At 51.9% G+C, this 17,358-nt stretch carries 15 protein-coding genes and 2 pseudogenes; 12 read left to right on the forward strand and 5 right to left on the reverse strand.

Translation table 11 applies throughout. From position 1 onward, the window contains the following. The first annotated feature begins 121 nt into the window (after positions 1-121). Positions 122-367 carry a response regulator gene (locus AC56LY_RS23555; RefSeq protein ID WP_499583542.1) on the forward strand — a complete coding sequence of 82 codons (246 nt, stop codon included), beginning with the start codon at positions 122-124 and terminating at the stop codon, positions 365-367. A 283-nt stretch (positions 368-650) separates the two neighbouring features. Then, positions 651-1,676, forward strand: coding sequence for a patatin-like phospholipase family protein (locus AC56LY_RS23560; RefSeq protein WP_499583543.1), 1,026 nt, complete (start codon positions 651-653; stop codon positions 1,674-1,676). 234 nt (positions 1,677-1,910) lie between these two features. Here AC56LY_RS23560 and AC56LY_RS23565 read toward each other — a convergent pair. Together AC56LY_RS23565 and AC56LY_RS23570 are read right to left on the reverse strand one after the other, a co-directional pair. Then, positions 1,911-2,929 (reverse strand): annotated as a pseudogene (locus tag AC56LY_RS23565) (manganese catalase family protein). A gap of 558 nt (positions 2,930-3,487) precedes the next feature. Next, complete coding sequence (locus AC56LY_RS23570; RefSeq protein ID WP_499583544.1) at positions 3,488-3,667, reverse strand: hypothetical protein; 180 nt, start codon at positions 3,665-3,667, stop codon at positions 3,488-3,490. A gap of 867 nt (positions 3,668-4,534) precedes the next feature. Between AC56LY_RS23570 and AC56LY_RS23575 the strand changes: the two genes are divergently transcribed. Next, positions 4,535-5,635: a sensor histidine kinase gene (locus tag AC56LY_RS23575; protein WP_499583545.1), complete on the forward strand. Its 1,101-nt coding sequence runs from the start codon at positions 4,535-4,537 to the stop codon at positions 5,633-5,635. A gap of 217 nt (positions 5,636-5,852) precedes the next feature. On the opposite strand, the gene AC56LY_RS23580 is transcribed toward AC56LY_RS23575, so the two are convergent. After that, positions 5,853-5,984 carry a hypothetical protein gene (locus tag AC56LY_RS23580; RefSeq protein WP_499583546.1) on the reverse strand — a complete coding sequence of 44 codons (132 nt, stop codon included), beginning with the start codon at positions 5,982-5,984 and terminating at the stop codon, positions 5,853-5,855. Between the two features lie 649 nt (positions 5,985-6,633). On the opposite strand from AC56LY_RS23580, the pseudogene AC56LY_RS23585 reads away from it, so the two are divergent. Both AC56LY_RS23585 and AC56LY_RS23590 read left to right on the forward strand, forming a co-directional pair. Beyond that, positions 6,634-8,061: pseudogene (locus AC56LY_RS23585) on the forward strand (IS1182 family transposase); the annotation flags it as partial. 237 nt (positions 8,062-8,298) lie between these two features. Beyond that, positions 8,299-8,697 (forward strand): hypothetical protein, encoded by a 399-nt coding sequence (locus AC56LY_RS23590; RefSeq protein WP_499583547.1) that lies wholly within the window; start codon positions 8,299-8,301, stop codon positions 8,695-8,697. 123 nt (positions 8,698-8,820) lie between these two features. Here the strand turns inward: AC56LY_RS23590 and AC56LY_RS23595 are convergent, their stop codons facing one another. Continuing rightward, on the reverse strand, positions 8,821-9,711 hold the full coding sequence (locus AC56LY_RS23595) for an AbiU2 domain-containing protein (protein WP_499583548.1): 891 nt from the start codon (positions 9,709-9,711) through the stop codon (positions 8,821-8,823). 679 nt (positions 9,712-10,390) lie between these two features. On the opposite strand from AC56LY_RS23595, the gene AC56LY_RS23600 reads away from it, so the two are divergent. The 6 genes from AC56LY_RS23600 to AC56LY_RS23625 all read left to right on the forward strand — a co-directional run bounded on the left by AC56LY_RS23600 (position 10,391) and on the right by AC56LY_RS23625 (position 14,826). Next, entirely contained in the window at positions 10,391-10,642 is a 252-nt protein-coding gene (locus tag AC56LY_RS23600) for a hypothetical protein (RefSeq protein WP_499583549.1), read from the forward strand. 145 nt (positions 10,643-10,787) lie between these two features. Next, positions 10,788-11,078, forward strand: coding sequence for a contact-dependent growth inhibition system immunity protein (locus AC56LY_RS23605; protein WP_499583550.1), 291 nt, complete (start codon positions 10,788-10,790; stop codon positions 11,076-11,078). A gap of 204 nt (positions 11,079-11,282) precedes the next feature. Next, positions 11,283-11,789, forward strand: coding sequence for a GNAT family N-acetyltransferase (locus AC56LY_RS23610; protein ID WP_499583551.1), 507 nt, complete (start codon positions 11,283-11,285; stop codon positions 11,787-11,789). A 257-nt stretch (positions 11,790-12,046) separates the two neighbouring features. Continuing rightward, positions 12,047-12,490, forward strand: a complete 444-nt coding sequence (locus AC56LY_RS23615) for a hypothetical protein (RefSeq protein ID WP_499583552.1) — start codon at positions 12,047-12,049, stop codon at positions 12,488-12,490. A 507-nt stretch (positions 12,491-12,997) separates the two neighbouring features. After that, positions 12,998-14,338, forward strand: a complete 1,341-nt coding sequence (locus tag AC56LY_RS23620; RefSeq protein WP_499583553.1) for a serine hydrolase domain-containing protein — start codon at positions 12,998-13,000, stop codon at positions 14,336-14,338. 203 nt (positions 14,339-14,541) lie between these two features. Continuing rightward, the gene (locus AC56LY_RS23625; RefSeq protein ID WP_499583554.1) at positions 14,542-14,826 is read left to right on the forward strand and encodes a hypothetical protein; all 285 of its coding nucleotides are present in this window, start codon (positions 14,542-14,544) and stop codon (positions 14,824-14,826) included. Positions 14,827-15,071: 245 nt separating this feature from the next. Here AC56LY_RS23625 and AC56LY_RS23630 read toward each other — a convergent pair whose 3' ends face one another. Further along, complete coding sequence (locus AC56LY_RS23630; RefSeq protein ID WP_499583555.1) at positions 15,072-16,157, reverse strand: serine hydrolase domain-containing protein; 1,086 nt, start codon at positions 16,155-16,157, stop codon at positions 15,072-15,074. A 475-nt stretch (positions 16,158-16,632) separates the two neighbouring features. Between AC56LY_RS23630 and AC56LY_RS23635 the strand changes: the two genes are divergently transcribed. Beyond that, a complete protein-coding gene (locus AC56LY_RS23635; protein ID WP_499583556.1) occupies positions 16,633-17,028 on the forward strand; it encodes a response regulator in 396 nt (131 codons plus the stop codon). Positions 17,029-17,358: the final 330 nt, after the last annotated feature.

The raw sequence follows: 17,358 nt of genomic DNA on the forward strand, positions 1-17,358 counted from the left end.
CAATCGTCAAACTCTCGTAATAAGGTTGCCGGGATGTGAGCTTGCTAATCCATTCAGTCACGCGCGAGACCCTAGTACTGTCTGTGGCAGACATGTGCAACGATATCGCCAGGTGGGAATAGTGGAGGTAAACGATTTAGATCTGGCCATTCTCGACATCGGCGTGCCCGAATTAAATGGTTATGAAGTCGCAGAGGAGATCCGGCGACTGCCCAACGGCGCGCATGTTCTGTTGGCTGCGGTGAGTGACTGGGGCACAGATGGCGATCGGATTCGGTCAAAGAATGCCGGCTTCGATACGCACCTGAGCAAACCGGCCGGCACTGCCGAGATCAACGCACTCGTAGCGATGGCAATTGGACCGTAGGCCGGCACAGATGTTTAGATAGCTGGTTAAGTCTCGCACTGTGCGAAGGCCGGCTTCTGGCCGAACCCGGCCGATGAGGCAAGCATACCAGGTCGCCAGGTTGAAAATCCAGCGGTGTGCGTGACAGGCCGGTACCGACCCAAAGCAGCCGTTCGAATTTATTCTGGTGCATCTCTTCGAAGCGGAGTTGCTACGGGGCACGGTAACACCTGTTTTGATGGCGACTTGGTAAAGTACGGAACAACTGCGGCGATTTCGCCGTGTTTAACTTACGGAGCCCGTGTTGGTCACATCTACTAAAAAAATTAGCCTTGGTTTACAAGGCGGGGGTACCTATGGAGCTTTTACTTGGGGCGTACTCGATCGTCTCCTACAAGATGAGCGAATCGAGATTACGTCACTTAGTGGCGTTAGTGCAGGCGCTATCAATGCCGTTGTCGTTGCCGATGGCTTCGCCCACGGTGGCGGGCGTGAAGGAGCGCGCCTCTCATTGGGCCGATTTTGGCGCACACTGGGATTAACTGCATTGTTCAGTCCGCTCCAGCGCACACCCCTCGACCACATAGCCGGCGCGTTTACGATGAGTTATTCACCCTTCTATCAGCTGATGGAAATGGCTGGGGCCTTAGCCGGGCCAGTCTTGGAGCAGCCCCTAACAGCTAATCCGCTGCGGCATTTCTTAACGGCGAACATTGATTTCGAAAGAGTACGTGCCTGCCAAGAGTTAGGAGTATTTATAAACGCTACCAACTTGCACAGCGGTGCCGGCAAATTATTCAGGCGTGAAGAGATTGATGTGCAGCGGGTGATGGCCTCAGCCTGCCTGCCGACCGTGTTTGCTTCGGCGGAAGTAGAGGGAGAATTGTATTGGGATGGCAGCTACACGGCAAATCCACCACTGGCTCCGTTGGTGAAAGAAGGCGGAGCTACCGACTTGCTGGTAGTGCAAATCAATCCGCTTGTACGAACGGAGACGCCCCGCAGCATGGCGGACATCAGCAATCGAGCCAACGAAATCGCCTTTAACATCAGTTTCGTGCGTGAGGTAAATGCGCTACTGCACACCGGAGGCGTACCGGATGAGGAGGGAGGTTCTTCGATGCGTTTCTCAGCGACTCGGCTACATATGATTAGCGCGCTGAACATGCTGAGCGAGTTTAGTATTTCCAGCAAGTTCAATGCTGAGCTCGGGTTTTTAGAGATGCTGCGCGACCAGGGGGTGGCCGCAGCGGATAAGTGGCTGGAAGAGCATTTCGACGATCTTGGCGTTCGTACTACCTTAGATACGAAAATGGTGTTTGCGTCTTGACGGAAGTTAGTCTACGGAGGCCCGCTGTGCGCTCGGTTTCAGGCAACGCGGACGAAGTCGTCCACTTTGCACATATTCTTGCCCCACGCTTTCGTTTTCTATAGGCCCCTTATGCCATCAGTCTACATGTTCCGGTTGGGCGCCGCAGGGGTAGAATTTCTGTAACAAAATCGGATGATCGCTAAAAGCCGCGCCGTTATCGCCACATCTGCAAGCGTTGGCGCGGCGCAACTGTTACTTCGACGTTTTAGGAGACGGTGCCTTTATACTTGATGCCGATTTGGCATCAAGGCCGATATCATCTAGAGGGCCACCACGGGAGGCGACAGTTGGTTCATCCAGCGAACTGCCGTTGGTTCCAGCCATCGTCAAACCCGTAGCCGCTTGCAACATGCCCAGTTCTGCGCCGGTACGCGGCACAGCAAGTGGATTGGAAAGGGTACGCACCGCCATCTGCTCTAGTACCGCAATATCTTCGGTGGGCAGTTCTACGGCGGCATCGCCAGGCCCGCCATCGACAGCCATTTGCTTTTCCCTGTCACTAATGAAATCCCAGTCGGCCCCCTGATTCCATGCGCCGCGCACTTCCCCTTCGCCTTGCGACATATTGTAATAGACGCTCGCAAAGGCAGGTACGACCGGCATTTTACCCGGCGGGAAATTAGGCTCCATGGCGTACAAGGCCTCCTCAAACGACTTCATGTGCGCAACCTCACGTGTCATCAGAAAGCCCAGTGCCTCTTTCACGCCAGGATCGTCCGTTAATGAAATTAGTCGTTCATAAACAATTTTGCACGCGCTTCAGCGGCAATGTTTGAACGTAGGTCAGCGCTTGGCTCGGTGATCGAATCGATATAGGCAGCCGTCCACGGCACACCAGCCGAATTGGTCAAGGGCACGCCGGCACCATATAGGACTTGGGTAAGATGACTGTCGTTGCCAGCGCCTGTTATTCGACGGTAGGTATCGGCCTCGACATCAACTGCTTCAGCTAGGCGCCCCTTTGCCCCTTTGTTAAGCATTGCGACGATGTTGCCGATCACTTCAAGGTGACTCAGCTCCTCGGTTGCAATATCAAAAAGAAGATCTTTGCGACCTGGATCATCTTCAGCCACGGCTTGGGTAAAGTACCGCATTGCAGCGGCGAGTTCCCCTTGGGGCCCTCCAAATTGTTCGAGCATCAGATTTGCGAGCCCAGGATTAGGGCCGCTGACACGGACGGTATATTGCAAGCGCTTGTTATGAGCAAACATGAAAGCGTCCTCATTGTTAGATGTGGGGATCTCGCGGAATACGAGAACTTCCACTGATAATCGTTGGCTATGCTGCATCCAACAGATCTATCTTGACATCGTATTAATCTCCTGAAGTCAGGGGAACGCCTGTTAGCGTGTAGGAGAGTGAGCGGTCTAGAAGGCGGTCGAGTTGCTCGTATTGCCTTCTTCCTGTTTACTTAATCACTATCAATAATGGCCTGTCTCTGGACGTACTCGGCAGTTGACGTCGGCAGCAGTGCATCGACGACAAAGGTCGCGGAATGTCGCAAGTAAGCGAATTCATCAATCGTGTTTGGAAGGAACGCGTGCAATGGAGCAGTCCAACAGGCATGCTTAGCAGCACTGGCTTCAACTGACCAAGTTCGATGACCTGTGGCAAGTAAGTAGGGGCGTGGTGGACGGCAACGCCATTAAAAATTGCACGGAACGGATTCATATGCGTCGCGTCTTGGCTGCATGGAACAGAAATACTATCTAGCTGCTGACACTAAAGCTAAAGGCAGACAGCGAGCCATCCGCCCCTGCTGCAGGTGATTAGTGACTTTCTTTCTGTTTCGCTCCGCCACCGGCACCTTCATGCGTGCTAGCTTTTTCGCGTGACATATGGTCATGACTGCTTTGCTCAGTGACTCCGGATTCGCGCTTAGCTTTGTCGGCTTCCGACTCATGCTCCGCTGGGGTGCCCGCAGTCGTGGTCGATTGGTTCTGGCTCATGCTGTTCTCCTAAAAGTTTTAGAATAAACGTGACTGTTTGTGGAAGATTAACATGGCTGGAGTTTACAATTGCGAAGGCTATTTCAATCGTGCGCCCCGGTGTAGTAGGCTAAACAGCTCGCATTTAAAACGCACGAAAAGGCGGTTTTCAGCCGAACCCCGCTGTTCAGGCCACCATAGCGGGTTGCTAGGTTGAAAATCCAGCTGTGGCCGCGACAGGCCGTAATCGACGCATAGCAGACGTATCCCATTACAGGAAGCGAACCCAAGGTTTAGCAACGGAAATTACGTTCAGACACGCATTGGAACTTACGCCGAACTATTACCAATAAGTTCCGACCGCTGCAGTGACGTAAAGCATGCCGCCCTGTTCTTCACTCTGCATTTAGCAACCATCCTTTATTTCAAAGATCAAGTGGCGCAAGGTGTTGGAGGCCTTGCTACGCCAGTAATTTCCGCCGCTTCTAGCCGTGGCTCTCGTCTCCCTGTATGGCTCATCAGCCGAAGGTAGAGGTGACCACTCTTGGCCGTAAATTCCACCGGTCGTTGAACTCATTTTTTCGACAGGCAACTGTCGACCCAAAGCGGCCATCTATCGTGTCGGTGGAGACGATTCATTCAAGGGTTAGCCCAACATTAGTTAGCGGCTTAGCCTCGACCAGAGCACTGAAATCAACGTTTGTACCCGCATAAGTGAACTGGAGCGCAGAAGGTAGGGATAGCGAGGTCCTGGAGGCAAAGCCTGCAAAGGCAGAGATAGTTTATAGCGTTGTTTTTCAACTACTGCTGTTATGCTACTGCATTGTCGCTGATGGGAAGCTTTCTATGAATTTGGCTGCATTTATCACCTCCCACATGGAGGATATAGTGAATGAGTTCATCGCCTTCGCGCGCACCTTGGAGCCCGCATCCTTAGGAAGCTCGACAGACGAGTTGCGAGATCATGCCCGAGAAATTTTGCGAGAAATAGCCAAAAGCTTAAGCGCCGATGAGACGCCAAGGCAAAAACGCGACAAGTCGGTGGGCCAAGCGCCTGAGGCGCAAGGTCAGGACACTGCTGCTGCGGCTCACGGAGCGGATCGGCAGGCGAGCGGCTTCACGCTCCCGCAGCTCACCGCAGAATACAGGGCGCTTCGGGCGAGCGTCCTGCGATTGTGGTTGCCCACCGTCAAAACCGTGAGCAAAAAAACGACGGACGACATGTCCAAATTTCACGAGGGAATAGACAAAGCGCTACAAGAGTCGGCCGTTCAGTTCGCAGAAAAGAACGCGCGCGCTCGAGATACATTTCTCGCGATACTAGGCCATGACCTGCGCTCACCTCTTGCCGCGATGACCATGGCAGGCTCGATTTTGACGCGGGAAGGTGAAGGGACCGAGCGCACAGCACAAATCGGAGCGCGGGTTAAGCGGAGCGCGGCGGTAATGACCACCATGGTTAATGATCTGCTCGAATATGCGCGCACTGAGCTCGGCGGCAAAATGCCGATCGCGGCGAGCCTTGCAGACATGCAGGACATTTGCCAAGGGGCTGTGGACGAATCGAGCGATGCACATCCTGACTGCGAGTTCAAGCTGATCTGCGAAGGCGAAATGATTGGCGATTTCGATGGCCCGCGCCTATCACAAGTGCTCTCCAACTTATTGAACAACGCTGCACAATATCGCAGCGGCTCGAAACCTGTGACGGTGGCGGCTAAAGGCGGGGATAGTGAAATGACCCTGACGGTTACCAACTTTGGACGAGAGATTCCGCCAGAATCGTTACGTGCAATTTTTGATCCTCTGGTTCAACTTTCAGTGTCGAGCGATCAAAAAGGCCCTTCGTCTACCAGTTTAGGGCTTGGTTTGTTTATTGCTAGAGAAATCACAGTCGCACATGGCGGTCGCATCAATGTGGAGTCCAATTCAATGAAGGGTACGGTCTTCACGGTGACTTTGCCCAAATCCTCAGAACGCTCATCGTAGAGAGAAATCACATTATTTTTAGTCGCCACGTCGAGATCAAACTCTCAGGCTTTGTTCTAGCTTTCAGGATCTTTGACAGTAATGGCATCGCCACGTAAAAAGCAGGTCTTGGCCGAATCTAGCCGGTCGGGCCAGCGTAGCAGGTTGCCTCGTCGAAAATCTAGAAACCATCGTGACCTGCAGGAATCGACTCATCGCGGACATTGCAAGCCAGTGTTCAGGCGCAGATAGCAGCCATTCGAAGTGCGCTGAAGGCGATGTATTCGTCTGCATATTCGGAGCCGGCCACTTCTGACCCAGGAAGCCAAAGGTCAAAATCATCTTCATAACTTTTGACCATGTCTTTCATTAAACGCCTCTCTTCCATGGAGGAGTTGGCGACAACATGTTCCCTAGCCTTGTCATCGGTAAGCCCAAATCTCTCAGGGACGGCAATCAAAGGGTGTAGTCGAAATGGAATTTTCGAAGATAGGAGAGTCATGGCTTGGCGTCAAATTTTGAGCTGAAGTGACCGTGAGCTCTTGGCCGCACCCGGCCGTTCAGGCGGCATAGCCGGTTGCCAGGTAGAAAATCCAACGGTGGCCGCGACAGGCCGGAATCGACCCATAGCAGACGTCCAGCCCAAGCCTTGAGCTGGCCCTGCTAGACTTTTTCGGGCTTTGCAATGAGAGCCCATGGAATAGAAAACGGACCTGTCAGAGCGACTGTAATGTCTCTTAAGACAGTTCTTTTCAGAAGGCGTCGTTTAGCAATCAGGTGGCAAGCCACTCCAGAGAGCACCCAAATCAAAGCTGGTATGTATGCAGACACGATGAACTCCAGATAGTAGTTGCGTCGAATATAACCGATGGCAGCATGCTTAAGTTGGCAACGCAATTCGGGATCGGTCGTTGCCCTGACCGTCTGCTTTTGGCCCAGGCTGTGTAAAAACGTAGCGTCGTGTAAACGGACGTCGTTTGGTAAACGTTAAGCCAGTATCTCATCAAGACGGATGCAAAATGAAGCGCTTTATTGAAGGCGAGGATCGTGGTCAAGGCACGCTGTTGCCTGAACTCTTGGACGACTACGTGGCCGAAGATAATCCAGTGCGGGTGGTCGATGTATTCGTGGACGAACTTGATCTTGGCCTCCTGGGCTTCACTCGGGTGCAACCAGCAAAGACGGGCCGGCCGGCTTACCATCCCGCCGTGCTTCTCAAGCTCTACATTTACGGCTACCTCAACCGTATCCAATCGAGCCGTCGGCTCGAGCGCGAAGCGCAGCGCAATGTGGAGCTGATATGGTTGACGCAACGCTTGGCGCCGGACTTCAAGACGATCGCGAACTTCCGCAAAGATAATGGCAAAGCGATCCGCAATGTGTGCCGGCAGTTTGTCGCGCTGTGCCAGCAACTGGACCTGTTCTCGGAAGCGGTTGTGGCGATCGACGGCAGCAAGTTTAAGGCAGTCAACAGCAGCGATCGGGACTTCACCCAGGCCAAGCTCAAGCGCCGGATGGAAGAGATCGAGGCCAATATCGGTCGCTATTTAGCGGAACTGGACACGGCTGACAGGCAGGAGCTGGCGGTAAAGCAAGCGCGTAGCGCCCGACTGAACGACAAGATATCAGCGATGAAATTGCAGATGGCCGCGCTTAGAGAAATTGAAGCGAAGCTGGAGGAGACTGGCGAAACGCAGATCTCGCTGACCGATCCAGATGCTCGTTCCATGATGACGCGGGGCTCAGGCATCGTCGGCTACAACGTGCAAACCGCAGTCGACGCCAAGCACCATTTGATCGTCGAACACGAGGTAACCAACATCGGCAACGACCGCGATCAGCTGTCGCGAATGGCAAAGAAGGCTCGCACCGCAATTGGGACAGAGTCGCTGACTGCAATTGCTGATCGCGGCTACTTCAAGGGCGAGGAAATTTTGGCGTGCAAGCAAGCCGGGATTGCCGTGCTGGTGCCGGCTACCAGGACATCCAACGCCAAGGCCGACGGCAGATTCGACAAGGCAGATTTCGTCTATGACCGGGAGAAGAACGAGTACCGTTGCCCGGCGGGTCAGGCACTGATCTGGCGTTTCGCCGGCGTTGAAAAAGGCATGACGCTCAACCGTTATTGGAGCTCGAATTGCAAGACCTGCCCGCTCAAGGACAGGTGCACGCCTAGCCAGCAGCGCCGGGTGACGCGCTGGGAGCACCAGGACCTGCTCGACGACATGCAGGAGCAGCTTGAACGGAGCCCAGATGCCATGCGGATCCGGCGTTGCTCAGTCGAGCATCCATTCGGGACCATCAAGTCCTGGATGGGGGCAACGCACTTCCTGACAAAGGGACTGGAACGCGTGAAGACCGAAATGAGCCTGCACGTGCTCGCCTATAACCTCAAACGGTTAATGTCGCTGCTTGGGGTCGCTGGCATGATGGAAGTAATGAGGGCATATGCCTTTTTATTGGCCCTGCAGCGCGTGTTTGGAGCGATCCCCTTGCTGATCCGCAGTATCCCCAAAAACGCGGCACTGCTTCCTGAGTTCCTTAAAGCGCCGCACCACGTGCCTCGGCGGATACCGTTCTAACGCCAAGGCCTGCTTTTTAGGTTTTTACACAGCCTGGGCCAAGAGCGGACATCGATTTTTCCTGCGCACCGGGCAGGTGTTACTAACCACTGAATCTCGACGATGATTAAACGCGCCTTTTTAAGCTTCCTTCTACTAGCCAGTGCCACTGCAAACGCCCAATACGCCAACGTTGAAGGGCAGTTCCGTTCGCAAGTAACCTCTCTTGATTTGATCGCGCTCGATTCAGAGTCAGGGACAATCGCAGCAACGACGACTGTAGGACAAGGGAGTTGCTCAGGCTCGGTGGCCGGCGTGGGCAAGATCGTAAAGAGCGTCCTGACGTTCTCGCCTTACACGAAGATTGATAAGGACGATGCTTGTGTCATTACGGTGACTTTCGATAAACAAAAGAACACCGCGAAGGTAGAGGGCGCCTCTTGCTCGATGCATAGTGGTGCGGCTTGTGGTTGGGAAGGCGACACTGTGCGCCGCGTGAAAGAAGGTCAGTCCCGTAAGTAATTTAGTCGTGCCGAACGTCCGGATTGGGTCGGTAGCAGCCGGTCACGGTCCCAATTTCTAGCTCTGTCGGTGGCGTCACTTCAGTTGTCAGGCTAGGGGCGAGGTCGACCGCAGCTATTTCGATTAGTTAATATCGACGGGGATTCCGCCCTGCCACACGATTTGATTGAGACTTAGATTGGCAACGCCCCAGAAATCGTCTGCTCCTGCTGTTACTGTACGCTCTAGCTGATCCCATGCAAATCCACTATTGTGGATTAACCCTCCAAGCTGCTCAATAAGCTCTTGCATAAGGTCGATTGCTGGCTTCACGTCTTTGAAATCGATACCAAGTTTTGTGATGTCAATCGGTTCGAAGAAGGCCCCATCGAGCTTGGTGTGTGCTACCAGGTCATGACGAACTGTTTTGCATTTGGCAAATATATGGCCGTCTTTCACTAGCTTCCACACTTCGAGCAATCTTTCGCTTCTCCTGTCGAAGTCTAGACCAAAGTTATGAGCGCGATCTCGGGCGAGCGAACGAGTGATTGCGGCAATATCAGGGTCTTCATCTCCTTCGTATGTCGCTAACTCGGCAGCGACATACGCCGCCCTGAGCAAAGGAATTAGCGTCTTATCACTCAGGTCTCTGATACAGAATGACATACAGGCTTCGCTCGTGCGGTCTAAGGTGAGCTTGAAGATGTCTAGGCAGCACGAAAGGAAAAGCGATCGTTGCAAGGTATCGAAGCCTCGACGCTTTCTAAGAACGTGATGTTGAAATTCCACTCGGTTGTCGAACAGCATAGGGTGCAGCAGCGCATACCTCTCCTTGAGCTGAATGAATTCGGTAAGAAGCCGCACCCACCGACGCCTAGCATCCCTGAGTTTTTCTGCGGCCTGTGTTTTTCGTCCTGCCATGTTCGCTCCCTCCTTCATTAGCTCAACAGCATAAGCGTTTAATTTATCTATGGCACGATTTTCATTAGCAGGTAATGTTTTCGTCTTCTGCGACACCATGCAATCAATCGGCATGTCATTAACCGCTCGCAAGGCTCGGTGAGCGTCAGCAATCTGATGCTGTCCGTCGTCTTCGGGACGGATAGCAGTCGGCGGCCTCCACAGCTGGGAATGGATGGTGTCCCCTTAGCATTACCCGTAGTTGATGCCGATCCAGCATTTGTGAGTGTAACTGTGACGAAGCGATTTCGATCTCAATTGAGCTCACACGACGTAAGCTCTTGAAATCATTAAGCTAAGGCGGTTGCCCAACTTTGACGATAGCCAATATCGTCAAAGTTAGGCTCACATATCATCAAAGTTAGAGCTTAAGCATGACGATTTGTGAGCCTAACTTTGACGATTGAGTGGATCGAGTGGATCGATGAGTCTACGAGTCGTAAACTGTCGTTCGCGAGACTGGAAACGTCCCTTCGACGACAGTGTGTGAGAGCGCTTGATGTGGCGCATAGGGTCGCCAGCAACCGCGTCGACTTGGTGTATAAGCTACGTCCAACCCCACCGACCCACTAATGCAGACGAGGGAATCGGCGCCGACCGTGCCATAGCTATGCGCGCTCGCCCTGTCGCGGTCACCGCTGGATTTTCAACTTGGCATCCTGCTATGCTGCCTGAACTGCCAGGTTCAGCTAGAAGCGGACCTATAAGGTGTGGCTTTGACCGTCCTTCCGCATACCAGCATGAAAGTAACCCCATGAAAAAAATCCTAAAGACTTTGTCGTGGTTGGCTGGCATTCTGCTGAGCGTCATGACAGTGCTTGCCGCCGTCATTTATCTCTTCGGAGCCGTTATTTGGATGCATGCGCCTGTAGTTCCTGCAGTACTTCTTACTCTGGCGATGGCGTTGCCTTTCTTCGCGCTCGCGTGGTTTCTTAGCCGGCTGGGCCGCTCGACATTCCAACGTTCGCGAACACAGCCGTGGTATCCACGACAAGACAAAAGGTGACGGATGAGGTGTCCGCTTTGGATTGGTAGCGCTCTGTCGTGACAGTCAGTGCTTTTTCAAGCCTGGCAACCTGCTAAGCTGAGGTGAACGGCCGGGTTCGGCCAAAAGTGGACACCCATCGTTGTGAGCGATCTAAGGGCGTGAGATGAAAGAACGCAATGAAATATTGTTCCACTTCTTTGCTTGCTATTTTCACCAAGATTGGAATTTGGACGACCCCAGTTGGCCGGACGTTGTAAATCGCTTTGTCCGTGATGATGGCGAGAAAGCAGCCGGACACGTTTGCAAGGCGGTGAACAAGCTGTTGGGCGAAACAGGATCTGATGAGCAACTTGCCAAGGTCCTTGAAAACTTGGGTTGCTATTACTGGGCAGGGTCGCCGTCAGAAACGCGTGTTTGGTTGGAAAACCTAAACGCGAAGTTGCAGGTCCAGTAGGCCCCGGTACACTCAGAAGGCTAGACCACGACTTCTCGCGACAGTCCGGTATGGGTCGGATCCGGTCCTTCGTGACAATGTTGGATTTTTCAGCACTTGCAACCTGCTACGATGTGCTCATAGGTCCCTATAGTGAAAAGGGACCACCTTCGTCACATATCCTCCAACACAAGCGAGATTGCCCAGCAAGGATCATCAGAATTTATGAACATTCGCATTACACAAGCGCGCGACTGGGCGCTGCTAAAACAAGCCCGTCTTGCCGCCCTATTAGACTCTCCCACTGCTTTTGCGGTGAAGTACAGTACGGCTCTTGGGTATGACGATAAGACTTGGCAGGAGCGGGCAACTCCCACCCCAGGATTAACATTTTGGCTAGCATTTGAGAATACAAAGCTGATCGGAATGATCGGCGCAGGAGTAAATCAAAATCAGCGGTTCAACCTGATCGGGATGTGGGTCGACCCGGCCGCTCGCGGTTCAGGTGTAGCGAAGGAACTTGTGAACACTGTCAAAACACATGCTGCACAAGACCTTTATGATGAGATCTACTTGGACGTATCTCCCAGTAACAATCGCGCAGTACAGTTTTATCAAAATCAAGGGTTTGCGTTCGTCGATGAATGGGAGCCCTTAGCAAGTCACCCTGAGATTTTGCTTCAGACGATGATTTTTACAACCATCGTGCCTGAGGCAAGAGTGGCCACCTAATCTAGGCTGATGCATCACATGGCGGATTAGTCGCGAGCGAGGCCATTGTTCATGGACACACTTACTTGGCTTCTCGACTGAACGTCTGCTTCGGGTCGACAGCGGCCGGTCGAGATAGTCTGTGACTTTTCCGGCCCGGCAACCTGCTAAGCTGACGCAAACGGTCGGGTTCGGTCAGTAGCGGACATTCGTGTAAGGCCTGCACTAGGTTAGTCCCGTCTGTTATCCAGTGTTCTAGTAAACGAAAAAGTGGCAACATGAAAAAATCTATATTCCTTCTGATGTTCCTAGGAGCCATGTGCTTAGAATCTGCAAACGGGAAAACTTCTTCGGAACTTACTGATGCCGACTGGATGTCTGCTGCGAAAGCCGCTCTGAATGAACGTACTACTAATGAGCTTACCTTTGTCGTTGACGATAGGCTGTCCCCTCCAGCACGAAACGCTTTAGAAAGCATTGGAAAAGTAATACCCCTTGCAGACGTGCCTGATAAATATGGAGAGTTCTTGGTCCCGGAATATATTCGCGTATTCCAGTTCCAGCAACAAGGTGATCGCATCGAATTTTTACAAGGAAGTGTCTATCCTAAAATGTATCAAGCAGGGGACTGTCGCTTCACCGGGCACCTTTTTCTTGCTCGTACAGCTACGGGAGAATGGAAACAGGATGGACCATCGCGAGTGCGAATCTGTGCCAAATAATGAGCCTGCCAACGCCTGGGGCAACACTTTGAAATGCGTTACCTCGGTCCCGACGATCGTCTGCTTGGGTCGATTTCGGCATGTGGCGGCCACCGCCGGATTTTCACCCTGGCAACCTGCTATGCTGACCTGAACGGCCGGATTCGGCCAAAAGCCGCCGTTGGCAGGTAGCCTTAAGAAGGTCCGCTATTGGTCGTTCCCGCCTGTTGCGGTAGTCCGTGGATTTCAGCCAGCCCAACCTGCTATGGTAGGCGGACCAACTGAATTCAGCCAGAAACAGACGTTTCCAAAAAGTATTTCTGAAAGTGGTTTCATGAGATATACGTGGGGAGATGAAACGAATCCTGCCATTCGGAACCTTCGAAATTTTCAGAAAATATGTCTATTCTCTTTATCCAAACTACCGATAACAATTTTTATTCATTGATTCGTATACAATCTTCGGGGTAATTCTAGCGATCTACAAATTGCATTGAAGCAAACGCAGCAACGAAAAAGGATTGGAAAATGTCTCACCTAAATAGCAATGTGTCTACAACTATAAATGGAGCACTTGCCGAATCTATTGACGCTGCTGTTATGCCGTATTACAAGCCTAACGAGCCAGGAGCGACTATTATCGTAACTCGGGACGGCGAGATTGTGTTCCGCAAGGCATATGGAATGGCCTGCATCGCGAAGCAGCAGCTGATGACACCTGAGACCACGTTGCGCCTTGGTTCAATTACCAAACAATTCACCGCCATATCTATTTTGATGTTGGCTGAAAGAGGGCAGTTGTCCGTCTCCGACAAGATCATGCAGTTCTTGCCCGACTATCCAGCACAGGCCGAACAGATCACAATCGAACATCTTTTGACCCACACTTCGGGCATAGTCAGCTTCACCGAAAAGAATGATTTTGATACTAACATCTTCAAGGAGATCGCGGTAGCCACAATGATCGATAGCTTTAAAGATGATCCGCTTGAATTCAAGCCAGGTACAGCCTTTAGTTATAACAATTCTGGCTACTATCTTCTGGGAGCGATCATCGAGAAAATATCGGGGATGTCTTACGCTAGGTTTGTTCAACAACACATATTTATGCCACTGGGCATGAACAGCACGTATTACGAAGGCTACGAATTGAGTCCGCAGCGAATGGCGGCCGGGCATACGTATAGCGATAGCACTTTCATCCCATGTGACGTAATAAGCGTTAGTCAGGTCTACGCGGCCGGTGGGCTGGTGTCAAACGTAAATGACATGGCAGTCTGGGACGATGCCGTGGCCAGTGGTAAGCTCATCAGCGCAGCGAGTTGGGCGAGAGCATTCACACCGTATACGTTGGCTGACGGTAGCACGTGCGAATACGGCTATGGATGGGAAATCGGTACTTTACAACAACGACCGATGCTTGCTCACGGTGGCGGCATAACCGGCTTCATGACCTTCGCACTACGCCTGCCGGAGGACAAGCTTTTTGCTGCCGTCCTGAGCAATGCTGACTTTGGCATCGTCGACCCAGAATATATTACCCATAAAATTGCCGCGATCGCGATCGGCAAACCCCTCATTGATTTTGAGGTGATCAAACTTGATACCCAAGTCCTCGACAACTATGTCGGCTCATACTCCATAAATCCCTCACGGAAATTTCTTTTTTGGCGTGAAGCAGATCAGCTTTTTTTCCAAAGCACTGGAGGCGACGTCACACCGGTGTATGCCCATTCAGTCACCGGATTCTTTATAAAGAACACATTAATCCATATGGATTTTGTTTCCGATGCGACCGGTAAGGTGATTAAGGTTGTTGTCCACGAACATGGCGAAGCAAAAGAAAATCTGCGTATTACCGCTAACTAGCGTAAGACTATGACAGATACTTGTCGACCATTATTGCACGTAAAAAGGGCGTCTGTGATGTCGAAAAAAATACGTCACAGCTGACCTTTTTGGGTCGAACCAGCCTGTCGCGAGAGGCTGGGTTCTGTCAAAGCGTTCAATGCTTTGATATCGTTTTGCTCTTGCTGCACATGCGGCTTATACCGCTCATTTTCTATTGATGCATGATGATCGAAATCCGACCTGCCTGCATCGGCGAACGCTTGATAGTCAGAAATTTGATGGAACTATACCAGTACGACTTTTCTAAGATCGACGGGACTGATCTGAATGAGCACGGCCAGTATGGTTATTACGATCTGGACTGCTTCTGGATCAATCCGAACTGGGCGGCCTACGTCATTGCGGTTGAAGGTAAGTTGGCCGGCTTTGCACTGACAAATGATGAGGTACACGTTCAAGGCAACACACGTGCCATCGTTGAGTTCTTTATACTTCGAAAGTATTAAGGGCAAGGCGTAGATAGGCTCGCCGCCCAGGCCATTATGGACCTGGAACCTGCGCATTGGGAAATCCGGGTTCTGGAACAGAATCAAGGTGCTCAGCGCTTCTGGGCTGGGCTACTAGATAAACTCTAGCCGGCAAAGTACAACAAGGCGCTGCTTAACGACGAACGCTGGCACGGTCCAGTTTTTTCTGTCGACACCCATAACATGAAAACGACCTTCAATCGCTCTAGCTGATCTACTTATTCCTAGGCGAGGACAGCAGAAATTATACGGTTCATGTCTGGCTCAGCATGCTCACAATTGGCGAGATGTATTAAGGATGTACTGGTCTGAGGGAATCTGACGATCAAGGTATTGAATCCCCAAAGCCCTCCACTATGATACACGACGTCTTGCCCATACCTTTGTATAATTTCTAGTCCGAATCGGTAATCAGAGACCGTTCCATCTAGAAACGGAGAGGGCTGTAGCATTGCATGCAGAAGGCTCGTGTTGTCGCGCCACTGGCGATGCCATTCTTTCTCCCATCGCAGCAGGTCAACGATGCTGCCATACATGCCGCCATCGCCGACCGTGTTGGCATTACCCAAGTGTTGTTTGTATCCGGCAGGGCGCTCTGGGTCCTTTTCGTAACTGAACGCACGATGTTCAATGACATCAAAACGGTCATCATCGTAGCTTAGATCATGGATGCCGAGAGGTTCGAACAGTGTTTTCTTAGCGTAGTTTTTGAGCGACATACCGCTCAGGCGCTCAACCAAGGTAGCTAGCAAGATGTAGTTGCTATTGCTATAGCGATGTTCTGTTTGCGCAGGACATTCGACGGTGTCCATGCAGGAAATCAGTTTTCGAATAGTTTGGTTGTTGAAGTAGTCGGCTTCGTGGCGCCCCAGCTGGCACTGTAGGAACTGAAAATAATCAGGAATCCCACTGCTGTGATTCAGAAGACTTCGCAACGGAAAGGGTTGCTCGAATTTTTTCAGCTCGGGTAGATGCACGCAAACGTCGTCATCAAGACTTATTGTACCGCCACGCACCAGAGACATGACGCAGGCTGCTGTGAATTGCTTCGATTCTGATGCTAAGTAGTACGCAGTATTGCGCGACAATGGCACTTTCAGCTCAAGCGAAGCCAAGCCATGATGGCGTTCGAACACTGCTTCCCCGTCCCGAAGGACTGCAGCACTGAACCCCGGCCCGTGCGACGGCGAGAGCGCTTCCAACTCCTGATAATATTCTCTGAGTACTTGCACGTGGCCTTGGCTTTTTTGCTTTTGGAAAGCCAAGATTCTACCCGTTAATTGAATCCGTGATTCGAAGAAATACGTCATAAGCGACGGCCTCGCGCTGTCTAACGTCAGCCGTGACAGTGGGGAATTTGTAGGCAGGTTTGGAAGGGCCGCTTTGAGTCGAAACCGGCCTTTCAGATGGCCCATGCGGCCGGCCGGTAGCTGCATGGCATGTGGCAACTTTGCTGCACAAGCCGTGGCATTTTTGCTTCAACGGACGGCGGTGGATGCTTCACACGAGTTGGGCATCCCGCCACAAATTGTGCAGCGAGTCTTGGTCGATGGCGGGCCGCGGGGCGGCCCAACTTCTTCTAAGCCAGACTCGCCTCCGCATAGCGAGCCGCGTACCTAGCGCATCGGAACAACAACCAATGGCCCAGGCTTACATTGATCGTCATTATCGGTGCCCGACTGCTCTGCTAGCTAACCGCAGCCCATAGCATAGTTTGACTATCAGTTAAAGCAACGCTGCACAAATGTTAAACTGGCAAATGCCAACTAGACAGCTGTAGCGCTCATGCAAAAAAATCACTCGCAGCATCGAATTCTTGTCGTTGATGACAACCGAGATGCGGCAGAACTCCTTCAGATGGTTCTCCAGTTTCAGGACTATGATGTCCGTATTGCATTTGACGGCGTCTCCGGCCTAGCTCTTGCTGCGGATTTTCATCCACATGTGACATGCTCAGATCTCAATATGCCAGGTCTAACTGGATTTGAGCTCGCGTCAGAGCTCAGAAAAACCAGTCCCCGCGGTACTACGCATTTGATTGCAATGACAGGCTTAGACACCAATGAAAATTACCTAAATGCAATTAATGCGGGGTTTGATAGGTGTTTTTCTAAGCCCTTTAGTATTGAAGAGTTCACTAATTACTTGGAAACGGTTTTTTCGGAAATTGAGAGGCTGTGAGGCTGTCCGACATTCAATCTGACTATGTCTGAACTGTCTTTGCTTGGCGCGCAGTGCACTCTGCGTACTGGCGCAACAGCTCGATAGCTCATGTCTACCATGCATCGGTGCATGGGTGCTCGACTGCAGGGCACAACGCAGCTAACGCGCTGCTAACCGGACCCGCTTCCCTTGTGGAAATGTTCGCGTAAACATGGGCCCGGAGACCGCTAACGGCCAAAAGCGGTCATACGACACAAGCTGAGGCTGCGGATGCGTTTTGAAATTGGATCGGGAATATGGTGCCAAGCCATAGTCAAGACGGCTTACGCCGTGTACGTGTTGAAGAGG

This window comes from Telluria sp. ZT3P25, assembly GCF_059685895.1.